This window comes from Steroidobacter sp., from assembly GCF_036406195.1.
Taxonomy (GTDB): Bacteria; Pseudomonadota; Gammaproteobacteria; order Steroidobacterales; family Steroidobacteraceae; genus Steroidobacter.
Genome location: NZ_DASWVW010000024.1, coordinates 17,855 through 32,631 on the forward strand (window position 1 = coordinate 17,855; position 14,777 = coordinate 32,631).

The 14,777-nt window shown below is 62.3% G+C and carries 12 protein-coding genes; 4 read left to right on the plus strand and 8 right to left on the minus strand.

All coding sequences use genetic code 11. The annotated features are described in order from the left end of the window. Positions 1-2: 2 nt before the first annotated feature. Positions 3-2,330, minus strand: a complete 2,328-nt coding sequence (locus tag VGE08_RS10680) for a TonB-dependent receptor (protein WP_331067864.1) — start codon at positions 2,328-2,330, stop codon at positions 3-5. Between the two features lie 224 nt (positions 2,331-2,554). On the opposite strand from VGE08_RS10680, the gene VGE08_RS10685 reads away from it, so the two are divergent. Beyond that, positions 2,555-3,574 carry a DUF1611 domain-containing protein gene (locus VGE08_RS10685; protein ID WP_331067865.1) on the plus strand — a complete coding sequence of 340 codons (1,020 nt, stop codon included), beginning with the start codon at positions 2,555-2,557 and terminating at the stop codon, positions 3,572-3,574. 5 nt (positions 3,575-3,579) lie between these two features. Here VGE08_RS10685 and VGE08_RS10690 read toward each other — a convergent pair whose 3' ends face one another. Further along, positions 3,580-4,083 carry an Lrp/AsnC family transcriptional regulator gene (locus tag VGE08_RS10690; RefSeq protein WP_331067866.1) on the minus strand — a complete coding sequence of 168 codons (504 nt, stop codon included), beginning with the start codon at positions 4,081-4,083 and terminating at the stop codon, positions 3,580-3,582. A 57-nt stretch (positions 4,084-4,140) separates the two neighbouring features. Between VGE08_RS10690 and VGE08_RS10695 the strand changes: the two genes are divergently transcribed. Together VGE08_RS10695 and VGE08_RS10700 are read left to right on the plus strand one after the other, a co-directional pair. Then, the gene (locus VGE08_RS10695; protein ID WP_331067867.1) at positions 4,141-5,133 is read left to right on the plus strand and encodes a dipeptide epimerase; all 993 of its coding nucleotides are present in this window, start codon (positions 4,141-4,143) and stop codon (positions 5,131-5,133) included. 24 nt (positions 5,134-5,157) lie between these two features. After that, positions 5,158-6,513 carry an APC family permease gene (locus VGE08_RS10700; protein ID WP_331067868.1) on the plus strand — a complete coding sequence of 452 codons (1,356 nt, stop codon included), beginning with the start codon at positions 5,158-5,160 and terminating at the stop codon, positions 6,511-6,513. On the opposite strand, the gene VGE08_RS10705 is transcribed toward VGE08_RS10700, so the two are convergent. Genes VGE08_RS10705 through VGE08_RS10730 form a run of 6 tightly spaced genes read right to left on the minus strand, consistent with a single transcriptional unit; the run spans position 6,501 to position 13,983 of the window. Continuing rightward, on the minus strand, positions 6,501-7,922 hold the full coding sequence (locus tag VGE08_RS10705; RefSeq protein WP_331067869.1) for a M20/M25/M40 family metallo-hydrolase: 1,422 nt from the start codon (positions 7,920-7,922) through the stop codon (positions 6,501-6,503). The genes VGE08_RS10700 and VGE08_RS10705 overlap by 13 nt on opposite strands. Then, on the minus strand, positions 7,919-9,370 hold the full coding sequence (locus tag VGE08_RS10710; protein WP_331067870.1) for a gamma-aminobutyraldehyde dehydrogenase: 1,452 nt from the start codon (positions 9,368-9,370) through the stop codon (positions 7,919-7,921). Before VGE08_RS10710 ends, VGE08_RS10705 begins: the two co-directional genes overlap by 4 nt. Continuing rightward, positions 9,358-10,380: a threonine aldolase family protein gene (locus VGE08_RS10715; RefSeq protein ID WP_331067871.1), complete on the minus strand. Its 1,023-nt coding sequence runs from the start codon at positions 10,378-10,380 to the stop codon at positions 9,358-9,360. The genes VGE08_RS10710 and VGE08_RS10715 overlap by 13 nt, the downstream gene beginning before the upstream one ends. Before the next feature lie 7 nt (positions 10,381-10,387). Beyond that, positions 10,388-11,554, minus strand: coding sequence for a Xaa-Pro peptidase family protein (locus VGE08_RS10720; RefSeq protein ID WP_331067872.1), 1,167 nt, complete (start codon positions 11,552-11,554; stop codon positions 10,388-10,390). Further along, the gene (locus VGE08_RS10725) at positions 11,535-12,791 is read right to left on the minus strand and encodes a Zn-dependent hydrolase (RefSeq protein WP_331067873.1); all 1,257 of its coding nucleotides are present in this window, start codon (positions 12,789-12,791) and stop codon (positions 11,535-11,537) included. Before VGE08_RS10725 ends, VGE08_RS10720 begins: the two co-directional genes overlap by 20 nt. A gap of 1 nt (position 12,792) precedes the next feature. After that, positions 12,793-13,983, minus strand: coding sequence for a diaminopropionate ammonia-lyase (locus VGE08_RS10730; protein ID WP_331067874.1), 1,191 nt, complete (start codon positions 13,981-13,983; stop codon positions 12,793-12,795). Positions 13,984-14,211: 228 nt separating this feature from the next. On the opposite strand from VGE08_RS10730, the gene VGE08_RS10735 reads away from it, so the two are divergent. Beyond that, on the plus strand, positions 14,212-14,745 hold the full coding sequence (locus tag VGE08_RS10735; RefSeq protein WP_331067875.1) for a hypothetical protein: 534 nt from the start codon (positions 14,212-14,214) through the stop codon (positions 14,743-14,745). The last annotated feature ends 32 nt before the right edge of the window (positions 14,746-14,777 follow it).

The following is a 14,777-nucleotide window of genomic DNA, read 5'->3' on the forward strand; positions in this document are numbered from 1 at the left end:
GATCAACGGAAGCTGTAGCGCACTTCCACTCCCAGCTCTCGTGGCCGGGCGAGATATTCGCGATTGCCGAGCGACGGATCAGTGATGTTCACCACTGCGCGCTCGTCGGTGACATTGCGCGCGAAAAGCTCGAACGCGAGTGCGTCTTTGGCAACTCCGACACGAGCGTTGGTGAGCCCATAGGCATCCTGATTCACGACCAACGGATCTACCTGGCCGAATTTGTAGCGCACCTCGCCCACATATGTGTAGTCGGCCCGCGCGAAGCCCGACCATTGATCGGTAACCGCAAAGTCGTACTGCAGACCGGCGCTGGCATTTTTCTCGGGCGCTCCAGGCGGCCGCTCGCCGCGTTCGAAACCGACGCCGGGCTTGACTGTATCGAACTCGTTGTCCGTGTATGCAGCCGCGAGGTTCAAGCGCCAGGCAGCCGCGATCTGTGCCGACAACTCCAGCTCCAGACCGCGGCCATCGACGTCGCCGCCGTTCAAGGTGCCACCGAAGCCACATTCGAACTGAATGGGCAGCTGCACGCCTTCCCAGCGCTGTCGGTATGCGGCCGCGTTGACGCCGACCCGACCGTCGGCCAGCAAGGATTTCACGCCCAGTTCATAACTCCACAAGGTGTCCGGATCGGTGAGCGCGCCAAGACCGATGGCCTGAGCCTCTGCTTCGCACGGTCCGGTGTACGCCAACGCCGAGTTGGCCTGCGCACTACGAAAGCCGCGCGCGGCCTGCACGTACAAAGTCACATCGTCGGTCGGCTTGAAACGCACATAGGCGGACGGATTGAATTCATAACTCGTGCCCGCGAGGGCTGGCTCCGCCGGTGCCGCGCCGCCGACCAAAAAGCCATCGGTGGCCGGCGTGTAGCGAGCCATGTCCTCTTCGAGGTAGCGACCGCCGACTCCTACGGTCCATCGATCGCCGAAGCTGTAGCTGACCTCGCCGAAGATGGAGCGCTGTTCCTGCTCGACGAAGCGCGGATCGGTCCCCGGCGGCGCGCTTCGGAAAGCGAAGTCCTGGTCGAATAGCAGGGTCGGCAGACAGGTCGGGCAGGAATAATCGAGCACGGTCTGTCGTACATCGACCTGCTGATCGAGATAGTACACGCCGATCAACCACTGCAGCGGGTCGGTGCCGGTCGACTGCAGCCTGATTTCCTGAGTGAACACCTCACCCTCGCTCACGGTGCGATCTTCCCAGGGCAGCGGCGCACCGAATGCCGACACCACAAACTGCGTTACATCGTCACGGAAGACACTTTCCAATTTCGCAAAGTTGCTGGCGGAGATCAGCGTGGCCGACTGCCACTCATAAGTAGCCACCAACGTGCTGACTTCCAGGCGCTCTACATACTTGCCGGGCGCGAACGCATCGAGCGCCCGCTGCTGCGCATAGCGGCCGCCAAACGAGTCGACATACGGTTGGCTGTTCATCGTAACGTCCTGAACCGCGTGCGTCAGATCGAGCTGCAACGCATCGGTCGCTCGCCAGACCAGATTCGCGCGAGCACCCCAGGTGTCCTCGGAGTTGATGTCCTTGCGCGTGAAAGCCGCGTTTCCCGGGACGAGCAATGCGCCATCAGGCAGATCGACCTCCGAACCCGTCAGCGCCGCCAGCAACTGCTCGCCCTGCTCGGTCCAATCCAGTGCCGGCGTCTCCGGTACCACGTTGTCGATGAAGCCGGCGATGTCGTCCTTGTACGTGACCACGCGCAGCGCCAGCCGATCGTCGATGAGCGGCACGTTGACGACGCCTTCGACGTGATAGCTGGCGTCGCTGGAATGAGCGGTGGTGAAGCCGCGCGTGCCGAGCTTGAGCTCAAATTCATCGAGATCGGCCGCGCTCGGCACGATGCGCACCACACCCGACAGTGCGTTCGCTCCGAACAGCGTGCCTTGGGGACCGCGCAGGACCTCGATACGATCGACGTCGACCAGACGCAGATTGGGTTTGCCGCCGAACAGATTCATGACACTGGTGACCGTCTCGCCGAAGTAGGTCGCGACGCTCGCCGATCCGCCACCGCCCTCGTTGGCGACGATGCCGCGAATCAACACGCGCGACTGCCCTGGACCGGCATCCTGAAACTGCACGCCGGGAACGCTGCTCAAGAAGTCCGCATATTGAGTGAGCCCGCGAGCGGTGATGTCCTCGGCCTTGATCGCCGAGACGGCAATCGGCACGTCACGCAACGACTCCGAGCGTTTGGTCGCTGTCACCACGATCTCTTCCAGTGTTGCCACCTCCTGCGCAGTGGCGGTGGTGACGAAGCCCAGTGCAGCGAGCAAGACCGGCAGGCAGTTTTTCGAGTCCACGTTTTTCATGTCATCGCCCTCCCAATTGCGGCATGTCGCTATGGTCCTGCAGATGCCGCGGTAGTTCTTCTGCCAATGGGCTGCCGAAAAGAGAAATCTTCTCGTCGTCGGCCACGGCGTGGGCGCCAGCACCGGCGAGCAACAAACTAACGTTTGGCATGCCGATTGCGAGAAAAACTTCCGGTTCGCTGCGCCGATCATGTTGGGCACCCAACCGCTTTCAGGGAGCTCGCATGGGGAGCATCGAACTGCCGCAACGTTGTCTCATCTTTCTGGGTGAGGTCACCGACCCCTCCATGGCCAAGACCGCGTTCGGCCTGCGCGACTGGGCGCCGCAGCGCTGCGTCGGCGAGTACAGCCTGCCGGGCTGCACGGTCTCGACCGGACTCCCCAGGCTCACGCCGACCCAAGCTCGCGAGCGCGGCGCGGACGGTTTCATCATCGGCGTGGCCAATTTCGGCGGCATCCTCGCCGAGTCGTGGATACCCATATTGCTCGAAGCGCTCGGTGCCGGGCTCGATGTCGTCAGCGGCATGCACTCCAGGCTGACCGATCACGCCCAGCTCAGCGCAGCCGCGCAGCGTTACGGCAGAAAGCTCATCGACGTTCGCAAACCCGCCGCCGGCATTCCGGTCGCCAGCGGCCGCAAACGCACAGGCAAGCGCCTGCTCACAGTAGGTACCGACTGCGCGCTAGGAAAGAAGTACACCGCGCTCGCCATCGCGCGCGCCTTGCAAGCACGGGGTTTGCCGGCCACGTTTCGTGGCACGGGACAAACCGGCATCATGATCGCGGGTGCGGGCATTCCCATAGATGCAGTCGTCGCGGATTTCGTGGCCGGCGCGGCCGAGTTGCTGACGCCGGACGCGGCCCCGGAACACTGGGATGTCGTGGAAGGCCAAGGTTCTTTGTTCCATCCTTCCTATGCCGGCGTGTCACTGGGATTGCTTCATGGCACGCAGCCCGACGTGATCGTCGTGTGTCACGAGCTCGGGCGCACTCACCTGGTCGATGTGCCTGAGTACCCTGTGCCGTCGCTGTTCGAAACCATCGATCTCAATCTGAGGCTGGCACGCAGGACCAATCCACAGGCACGTTGCGCCGGCATTTCGCTCAACACGGCCGCGCTGAGTCCATCCGAAGCGAGCAACGTGCTGGAGGAACACAGCTCGCGGCTGCGGCTGCCAGTCGCGGATCCGATGCGCGGCGGACCGGCGTTCGAACGGCTGGTACAAGCTTGCATCGCGCAGTGAGCCGCTCATTGTTCGATGGGTACCTGCAGCGTGGCCTTGACTCGTTGCAGGACCACCAAGGTTCGGAAGCGGCGAACGTTGCCCTCTTCGGACAGAAGCGTGCGCGTCAGCCGCTCGTACTCGCGAATATCCCTGACGCACATGATCAGTACGAAATCGGTCTCGCCGGTCACGTGGTAACACTGCTGGACCTGCGGGCAGTCGAGAAAGCGCCGGCGGATCTGGTCCAGATCTTCGAGCGATTCGTTCTCAACCGACAGCGTTACTACGATGGTGAGCGGCACACCGAGGTACTCCGGACACAGCACGCTGCTATCGGCAGTGATGACGCCGAGCTTGCGCAGACGCTGCAAGCGCCGAGCGACGGCCGGCACCGACAGGCACACTCGCTCGGAAATCTCACGATGCGCGACCATGTTGTTCTCCTGGACGATGCTCAGGATGTGACGGTCGAAGCCGTCCAGCGTCGGATAGGGCTGCTGCACGACCGGCGATGCTTTTTTTCTCATGGCATTGGTCCCATCGACAGAGGAGTTGGCGTCACGTCGGCGCCATGATAATTGCGAATGATGCATTTGAGCACTCAGGCCGAACGGTGGTCGTTGAAAACTCCGTTGCGCGACGGCGGCGGCGTCCTCAGCGATCTCGATGTGGTCGTGGTCACGCTCACTGAAGGAATCCATGTCGGACGGGGCGAAGCCGCCGGTGTTCACTATCATGGCGAATCCGCCCAGTCCATACATGAGCAAATCACGAGAGTGCGTTGGCAGATCGAAACAGGCGTAAGCCGCGAACAGTTGCGCGATCTACTCCCTTCGAGCGGAGCACGAAATGCCGTCGATTGCGCCCTGTGGGAGCTCGAAGCAATGCGCAGTCAATGCGCCGTCTGGCAGCTCGCCGGCTTGCCTCCACCACGTCCGTTGCGAACCACTTTCACCATCGGCGCCGACTCGCCGGAAGCGATGGCATCCCAAGCACTGGCCTTCTCGGTCGCACGCGCGCTCAAGCTCAAGCTACTCGGGGACGAGTTGGATGGTCACCGCGTACGCGCCGTGCGACAGGCGCGACCTGACGCATGGCTTTGCGTGGATGCAAACCAGAGCTTAACGCCACGATCGTACGAAGCACTCCTGCCGACGCTGCTGGAGGCGGACATCAGTCTGATCGAACAGCCTTTTCCGGCCGGCAACGATGCGGCACTCGAAATCATCGAAGCGCCGATTCCCGTCGCGGCCGACGAAAGCGCGCAGGACGTGGGCGACCTCGCGCGGCTGCCAGGGCGCTATGAGTTCGTCAACATCAAGCTCGATAAATGCGGAGGTCTGACCCAGGCGCTGGCAATGGCCCGGGAGGCACGCCGGCTGGGCCTTGAAGTCATGGTGGGATGCATGGCCGGCACGACCCTGGCGATGGCGCCAGCATTCCTGGCAGGGCAGCTGGCGCATATTGTCGATCTCGACGGACCACCGCTGTTGCGAGCGGACCGGCGGGTTCCCGCGGTATACGAGTCCGGAAACATCTGGTGTCCCGAAGCCGCGTGGGGCGGTATTGCGCAATAGGCTCTCTACAGTGAACATGCTCACATGACTTCGAGCGCATCCAACGCCGGCGCACTGCCCCAGCGACTGGGCGTTTGGAGCGCGGCCACGATCGTGGTCGGCATCATCGTCGGCAGCGGTATCTTCCGTGTCCCGAGCAGCATAGCGGCTCTCACTGGCTCGACCGGCACCATGGCCTTGCTGTGGATTCTCGGCGGGTTGATCACGCTCTGTCTCGCACTGAGCCTGGCCGAGCTCGCGGCAATGTATCCACGCTCGGGGGGCAATTATGTGTATTTGCGCGAAGCTTACGGCCCGGGCGTGGCCTTCGTGTACGGGTGGACGTTCCTATTGATCAACCCCGCGGTGTGGGCCGGCATCTCGCTGATCCTTGCCGAATATCTCGGGCACTTCGTGCCGCTCGACAGTGGTGAGCAGCGGCTCGCCGCTGCCGCTGTGATCGCGTTTGCCTCGGTGGCCAACTGCTTTTCCGTACGCTTCGCCGTTGCAATCCAAAACATCGCCACGGCTGCGAAGGCCGCCGCGCTGTTCGCAGTCGCGGGTGCCATCTTCGCACTGGGCTCGACCGGCAGCGGTTCGTTCAACCAGCCCGTCACGTTCGACGCCCCGAGCTACGGCAGTCTGGGTGTCGCACTCGTGAGTGTCTTGTTCGCTTACGAAGGAGTGGTCAGCTTCTGCGCCCTGTCGGGCGAGGTGCGGGACCCAGACCGGTCACTCCCACGCGCCCTCACGCTCGGCGTGCTGCTCGTCATCCTGCTTTATCTGGTGATCAATGCGGCCTACCTTTATGTGCTGCCGCTCGAGAGCATCATTTCATCGAAGCTGGTGGCGGCGGACGCCATACAGAAGGTTGCGGGCTCAGCGGGAGCTGGGATAGTCGCCGCGCTCGTGATCCTTACTACCTTTGGCGCCGTGATGGCATGCGCGATCGCGGATCCTCGCGTGTTCTATGCGATGGCTCAGGACGGACAGTTCTTCCGCGCGATCGGCGTGGTTCATCCCAAGCTCGAGACGCCGTATCTGGCAGTGCTGCTCTCGGGCGCCATCGCAATTGCATATTCATCGCTGCACAGCTTCGAAGAGCTGACTGCAATCTTCATTCTCGGGCTGTGGCCGTTCTACGCACTGGGCGTGCTCGGCGTCATCGTGCTGCGTCTCAAACAACCCCAACTCGCACGCCCCTATCGCACGCCGTGCTATCCACTCGTCCCTGCCATCTTTCTTGCCGCAAGCAGTCTGGTGTTGGTGAATTCGCTCATCGAGCAACCCCGCGTCACCTTGCTAAATCTGTCGATCACCCTGGCTGGCGTACCTGTCTATTACATCTGGCGCAAGTTTGGCCTCAGACGCGCGGCGGCCAAGCAAGCTCAAGCGACGTGAGCGGCGGCGCAGTCCGCGAGCACGGACGCTATACAACAATTGAGACGACGGACGTAATCGAGATGCAGAAACTCGTTCGGACCGTGTGCGTTCGAGCCAGGCCCGAGCACACCTGTGGCGAGGAACTGCGCGCCGGGAAATCGCTGCGCTAACATCGGCAGAAACGGAATCGTTCCCCCACACCCCACGGACTCGGCCGGCGCGCCGAAACATTCTCTGGATGCGAGCTCCATCGCTGCTTGCAACCAGCGTGCCGCGGGCGGTGCATTCCAGCCCGACAATGCATCCGTAATCTCGACACAAACGTCCGCACCGTGCGGCGGATGAGACTCGAGTGTGCCTCGGATCGCCTCGGCGGCTCGTGTCGCGCTCAACGTCGGCGGCAAGCGGAGTGAAATGCGCAGGCTCACCTGCGGCAAAATAGCGTTGCCAGCGTCGGCAACCAGCGGAATGCCGTCGATGCCGCTGACTGCCAGGGTCGCGCGCCACGTACTATTGACGAGCAACGTCTCTGTCTCGCTCGCGACGGGTTCAACTCCAGGCAGCAATGGAATCTTGCGAATCAGACGACCGGCGAGAACCCGAGCCGCACCTGCGGTCTGCTGAGCACGGTCGGAAGGAATCTCCACACTCAGTGCCGGCAACGTGACCATGCCATCGTTTCCACATCCCAGTCGCGCGAGTACATTCGCTGCGACGCGTAACGGACAAGGAGCGATTCCGCCCGCGAATCCACTGTGAACGGCACCCGACAGTGTGCGGACGTGCAACACGCCATCCACACAACCGCGTAGCGACGTCGTGCACCACAATCTGTCGTAGTCGCCGCACTCGGCATCCAGACACAGGATCAAGGACGGATCGGGCAACCGATCGCCCAGCGCATCCAAGTGCGCCGCCAGGTGCACGCTGCCACTTTCCTCCGATGCTTCGATCAACACAACGCATCGCGGCGTGGCAATGCCCTGTTCGCGTAGCGCGACGATTGCCGCGATCGCGCTGAAGACGGCATAGCCATCGTCCGCTCCGCCGCGACCATATAACTTTCCGCCACGTTCTACTGGCTGCCATGGCCCGAGCCCCGGCAGCCAGCCGCTCAGTGCCGGCTGCTTGTCCAAGTGACCGTAAATGAGCACGCATGCAGGGGTGTCTCCCGGAACATCGACGAGTAGCAACGGCGTGAGTCCCTTGCCACGCAGGACCTGCACGCGCATTGCCGGCAACGGCTGGGCCTTGCACCACAGCTTCATCAACTCGACCGCATCCTCTATATACCCGTGAGCTTGCCAGCTGGGATCGAACGCCGGGGACACGCACGGGATCATTATGTAGGACTGCAGGGCCGGCAGAATCAACTCGTTCCACTGCCTGTCGACGCTGGCGCGCAACGCCTCGAATGAAAGTCTCATGCGAGCTTTGCCATGATGTGCCGCGCTACCGTGTATTCCTCCAGCGCATAGAACGACAGATCCTTGCCGTAGCCTGATTGCTTGGTGCCGCCATGAGGCATTTCGTTTGCGAGCACCAGATGCGTGTTGATCCAAGTATTGCCACAACGGAGGCGCTCGGCGACACGCAAAGCGACGCCGACATCCCTCGACCACACTGAAGAAGCCAGACCGTACCGCGAGTCGTTGGCCCACGCAATTGCCTGCTCCAGGCTCGTGCATCGAGTGATGCTCACGACTGGACCGAACACCTCATCGCGTGCGATCTCGTCGTCCTGATCGACCTCGGCAATGACGGTCGGCTCGAAGAAGAAACCCGCGCCTGGGCAAGCTTTTCCGCCCGCGACCACCTTGGTGCTAGTCAACGCAGACGCGCGCGCGACGATGCTCTCGACGCTTTGTCGATGAGCGGAGCTGATCAGCGGTCCGATCTCAGTGTCCGGGTCCGCAGGCGAGCCGACGCGTAGACTCATCACCGCGCAGGCGAGATCGGCGACGACTCGATCATAGATCGGCGCCGCCACATACAGCCGACAGGCTGCGGTGCAGTCCTGCCCCGCGTTGTAGTAGCCGGCGAGCCGGACCGCTTGCACGAGCGCATCGATATCCGCGTCTTCGCAGACGATCACTGGCGCTTTGCCGCCGAGCTCCAGATGGGTGCGCTTGATGGATGCGGTGGCGGATGCAAGCACACGCTGGCCGGTGGCGACACTGCCGGTAAGCGCGATCATGTTTACATTCGGATGCGAGATCAATGCCGCTCCGGTCTCGGCACCGGTACCGCACACGATATTGACCACCCCGGGAGGAAACGCCTCCCCGATCAACTCCGCCAGCGCGAGCGTGCTCAGCGGCGTGAGCTCGGAAGGCTTGATGATCAGCGTACAGCCGGCCGCCAGCACCGGGGCAAGCTTCCAGACTGCCGTCATCAACGGATAATTCCAAGGCACGATGGCCGCGACCACACCCACCGGGTGACGCCGGATCATGCTAGTGAATCCCTCAACGTATTCTCCAGCCAAGGGCCCCTGCAGTGAACGGACGGCGCCGGCGAAGAAGCGCAGCACATCCGCGGTGGCGGGCATCTCATCGGCAATGACTCGTGCCAGAGGCTTGCCACAGTTCATGGATTCGATCTGTGCCAACGCATCGGCTCGCGCTTCGACCATTGCCGCAAGTTTCAGCAGGCACGCGGAACGTTGCTGCGGTGTGGTTCGCGACCAGCGCTCAAAGGCGCGATTCGCTGACTGAACTGCACGGTCGACCTGACCGACGCCGGCCTGCGCGACGTGCGCGAGAACGTGCTCGGTTGCAGGATCCAACACGGCGACCGCCCGCAGTTCACCTCGCTCGAAGCGTCCATCGATCCATTGATCCAACGGAGCCGAACCGTCGGTTAATTGCCGCATAAGTCATCCAATGCAACCGCGAGCGCATCGATGTCACTCTGCGACTGGTTCCAGGAAACAACGAAGCGAGCCTCGCCGGAGTCGGCCGCGCCCCAGTCGTAGAACTCAAACCCCAAATCATGCAGCCGCTGCCTTCGTTCTGTTCCCAACGCCAGGAAGATTTGATTCGCCTCGACCGGGTACATCAACCACGGCTGTGCGTGCGCCGCGATCGAGATTGCAAGTGCATTCGCCCGCCGTGCGCTTCGCAGCCACACGCCCGACTCCATATACGCCAGCAGTTGCGACGAAACGTATCGTGACTTGGAAATCAGATGTCCCGCACGCTTACAGCGCAGTTCAAAGTCCTCCGCCAGTCCCTGATCGAAAAACACCACGGCTTCCGCGGCAAGCGCACCGTTCTTGGTCGCGCCGAAGGAAAGCACATCCACACCCGCCCGCCACGTGATCTCAGCCGGATGACAGTCGAGGAATGCAATGGCGTTGGCGAGACGTGCACCGTCCACGTGCATGTGCATTCCGTTCTGGTGAGCAAACGCACTGAGCTGAGCGACCTCATGCGGGCGATAGCAGGTACCAGCTTCAGTTGCCTGAGAAATGGAGATAGCCGCAGGCTTGGTGGAATGGACCGAAGGCGGATTCGCCTTCAATGCCGCCTCGAGCACGACCGCGGTGAGTTTGCCGTCCGTACCGGACAGTCCACGCAGCTGAGCGCCTCCCGTGAACAACTCGGGCGCGCCGCATTCATCACGCAGCACGTGCGCCTGCTCATGTGTGAACACCGCCCCGTACGATGGCGTCACGCTTGCAAGCGCCAATGCGTTCGCCGCAGTGCCGGTCACTACAGCGAAGGCTCGAACCGGCGCGTCGAAGTATGCGCTGAACACCGCGTCGAGCCGTTGCGTCCAAGCATCCTCTCCATATGCAAGCGCGGATCCCGTGTTGGCCGCGAGCATGGCCTCCATGATTTCGGGACAAACAGGCGCCGCGTTGTCGCTGCAGAAATTCATTGCGTCATCACTCGAGCTGAATCGTGTACATTTCACGTGGCGCGCGACGTGTCAGCAGCTCGGCGCCGTTCTCGGTGATCACGACGTTCTCCTCGTGCACGATCATCTTTCCGGGTGCGTACTCCATGCCCGGCTCGATCGTCATCACCATGCCGGGCTCCAGCGGCGTGTCATCGCCCGGCATATTGGAAGGAGGCTCGGTCAACTGCAGGCCCAGCCCGTGCCCGAGGCGACCGACATTGTTACCTCGCATGCCGGCGGCTTCCAGGACTTTCATCATTGCCGACCACAGCTGGGTCGTCGTCGCACCTGGGACTGCCGCGGCAATGCCCGCTTCGGTCGCGCGCCACACCGCGTCCTGGGCGCCCAGCGCTTCCGCCGACACCGGACCCAGCGCGTAGTTGCGATCGAAATCGCAGAAATAGCCGCTCAATGTCGCGCCGACGTCGATGATGAGCACGTCGCCTCGCTGAAGCTTGCGCGCGCCCGGACGCGAGATGATCTGAGGATAGCCCCCGGGTCCCGATGCCGCCGCGATGAACGGAACCGTATCGGCTCCTCGACGCAGAATGTCGATCGTCAACTCCCGGCAAACGTCAGCTTCACTGCGTCCGACAGCGACCTGGCGCGGCAGCGCTTCGAAAGCATCGCTCACCAATTGACACGAAGCGCGGATATGAGCGATCTCGGCCTGCGATTTCACACGTCGTGTTTCCCAGATGCACGGCGAGCCATCCACGATCTCGAACTTCGACAAACGTTCTCGCACTTCGAGAAAGTCGAGCAACGGCATGCGCACCGTCGATTCGCGGCCCAGCTCCATGCCGATGCGGCCGAAACGACAAGGCAATGCCGCCAACGTGCCGGTGAGCAGCGACACTCCATCGTCGCTGGGCCGCGGCGCCGGCCACGAGCGCACATCGTCGATCCAGCCGCTACTGAGTACCGGCGCACCGATCTCCGGAACCACGGCGATGCAACGTCCCTGAGCCGGCACGATCAAGAACCAGGGCCGCGTCGGGCTCTCCCAGAACAGGCTGTCGAAGCCGCTGAAGTAGCGAAAGTTCGGCGGTGACGTCACCAGCAAAGCATCGAGCCGATGCATGTGCATGAAGCGCTGCGCACGCATGGCTCGGTGCTCGAATTCTGCAACATCAAACGGCGGGACGTGCATCGAAACCTCCCAAGGTAGTCTGCAAACGCAGGATGGTGTGCAACAACACTTCAGCGCCCCGGAGCAGATCGTCAGGATCGGTGTGTTCCGCCGGGTTGTGACTGATGCCGCGATGGCTCGGCACGAAGATCATCGCGCTCGGACAAAGGTGCGTCATCATTTGTGCATCGTGACTCGCGCCCGACACCATGCGTCGAGTTGTCAACTGAAGATCGGCGGCGGTGCGCTCGATCTCTGCGCACAAAGTGCCATCGAACGTGACAGGTTCCGCGCGGCTGATGCACTTGGCATCGACTTTGAAGCCGCGTGTCTCGAGCCCTTGCGCCGCGTCTAGCAACATCGATTCTACTCGTCGCAACTCGTCTGAACGGTGATCGCGCATGTCCAAGCTGAAAGTAGCGCGGCCCGGAACGACATTGATCGAGCCAGGCTCGAAAGATATGCAGCCCACAGTCGCGACTTTCGGAGTTCCCTTCTGTGCGGCGGCCTGCATGATCTCGGTGGCAAGCACCATCGCCGCGGCGCCAGCATCGCGCCGCAGTTCCATCGGAGTCGTGCCGGCGTGATTGGCTGTTCCTTCGATCGATACCTGCCACCACGAATGGCCCTGGAGCGCATCGACAACGCCAATCTGCACGTTACTGGCTTCGAGCAGGGGCCCCTGCTCTATGTGCAACTCCAGGAAACACGCCGGCAACGACTCGTCCGATAGCGCACTGCCGGCATAACCTATTCGCGCCAGCTCATCCGCAACCGTGTGACCTGCCCGGTCGCGAGCAGCGAGCGCCTCCGACAGCGCAAGCTTGCCCGCCATGACGCGCGAGCCAAGCAAATCAGGCGCGAATCGCACGCCCTCTTCGTTCGTGAATATGGCCGCAGCCACACTCACCTCGGGCTGCACATTCGCCGCTGCAAATGCATGCAAGACCTCAATGGCAGCGATCACGCCGTAACAACCGTCATAGGCTCCAGCCCGAACGACGGTGTCGATGTGCGAGCCCGTCATAATTGGAGCGAGGCTTGAACGGCCGGGCAGCACAGCCATGATATTGCCGATTCGATCAACATGGATGCGTGCACCGGTTTGTTCCAGCCAGCGGGTAATCAGGTCGCGCGCGGCCCGATCCGCATCCGTCAAAGCCAGGCGCGTGCGACCGCCTTCGAACACCTCGCCGAGCGAGCCAAGCTCGCCCAATCGTTGCAACAGTCGCTGACGGTCGATCGCAAGACCAGGCATCTCACTTCGCCTCGTATTCCTGGCCGAGCAGTGCCTCGTAACGGGCGCGGTCGGTCGCGCCTTCGGTGTTGAATACGAGCACGACCGATTTGTCGTCCAGGCTCAACGCGTGGCGCAGCTCCGGCTGTGCAACGGCTTCGAGCAATCCGGCGAGCCCGGCGCCGCCACTCTCGCCGCTTTCGACCGCAGGGTCGCCGGAAAGTGGCCTGGCCAAGCGGCGCAAAGTGCGCACCGCCGCTTCTTCCTCGATGGCAATGAAGGTATGCGCACAACGCTCGAGAATCCGCCACGCCACCAGCGATGGCTCATAACACTCGAGCATTGCCATCACTGTCGAGTCGCCCGCTTCGATTCGGGTCGGCGTTCCATTGCAGGCGCTCGCGTATAAACAAGCAGCTCGCTCCGGCTCCACGATGATGACTTTCACGGCGGATTCGCCGAAACGGATACGCAAGTACGCAGCCACTGCCGCTGCCATACCGCCTACACCGGCCTGAAGGAAGACATGCGTTGGCTGCAGCGCCTGCGCTTCACACTGCTGCAGGGCTTCGTGGACCATGAGCACGTAGCCTTGCATCACACGCGCCGGTAGCGCCTCATAACCTGGCCACGAGGTATCCGCGACGAGCAGCCAACCTTTCTCTGCCGCGGCCTGCTTCGCGGCCGCAACCGAATCGTCGTAGGATCCCGCGACGACCGTCACTGACGCACCCAGCTCTCGGATGGCTTGAATGCGCGCGGAACTGACATGCTCATGAACAAAAATGACGGCGGAACACCCCATTAGCCGCGCACCGGACGCTACGGCGCGACCATGATTGCCATCCGTGGCACACGTTATTGTCAGTTCTGCGGCGAAGGCTCGAACGTCGCGATCATTGATCTCATCAGGTGAAAGTCTGCGCGCTAGCGCGCGCTCGGCAAGCGCGAGCACCTCGCGAACCACTGCATACGCGCCGCCCAGGGCCTTGAAGCTGCCTAGCGTCGAGCGCGTGCGTTCGTCCTTGACGAGGATCTGCCTAACCCCGGTGTGCCGGGCCAGCGAGCTCATCGAGTGCATCGGCGTCGATGCATAGCCGAGCGGCGCCATGTACGTACGGACTTCATCCATCACTTCCGGTCCGAACATGGCGCGATCCGCCGGGGCCAGCGGCGCGCCGAAGAGCGACGAGACGTTGCGCTGTGCATTCATGGTGCGCCTATGATCGGCACCAGCCAGCGGTAATTCTTCTGCTTCTGAGGGCGCTGAAAGAGCATTTTTCTCGGCGCTTCATGCGGCACTTGCCATAGACTCGCGCCAACGCGCGTCAGGCGTAACAAAGCCGCTGTCAACAACTTCAATATGGAAGCTCAGTATGATGTTGGCAAAACAGCTCATTGCAGTCTGCAGGCAGCGATGCGGACGGGAGCACTGATCGTAATGGCATCGATTGCCGCAAGTTTTGCGCACACAGTTGCTGGCTCGGAGCAAGCACCGCCGTGGAGCGCACTCGCCGCGACCGCTGTCGTGCAGGAGGAAAAGGCATTCCGTAGCGCCGGCGCCGAGCTGAGCGGTACGCTCTATCAGCCGCGAGGCGGCCGGGCGCTTGCAGCAATCGTCGTGACCCATACAGCGTCCTTGCCCCTTCGGGGCCTGTCGCTCTATCGTCATTTGAAAGACATGCTGCCGTCACTCGGCATGGCAGTCTTTGTCTACGATCGCCGCGGGAGCGGCAAATCGGGTGGGGATCTCAAAGCAAGCGACTACACATTACTGGCCGACGATGCGCTCGCGGCGGTACGCGCCATCAGTGTCGATCCGCGCATCGATCCGCAACGCATCGGCATCTGGAGGTTGAGCCAGGGCTGTCGTCCGCAAATATCTCAGCCGGACCGCTCTTGGCCGATCCGATCTGTTCACGCGCGCGCCAACGAGTACTCGTGGTGCAATCCAGCGAGTATCGGGTTGGCCTGAACCAAACGAAAATCTTCGAGCCGATGTCGCGA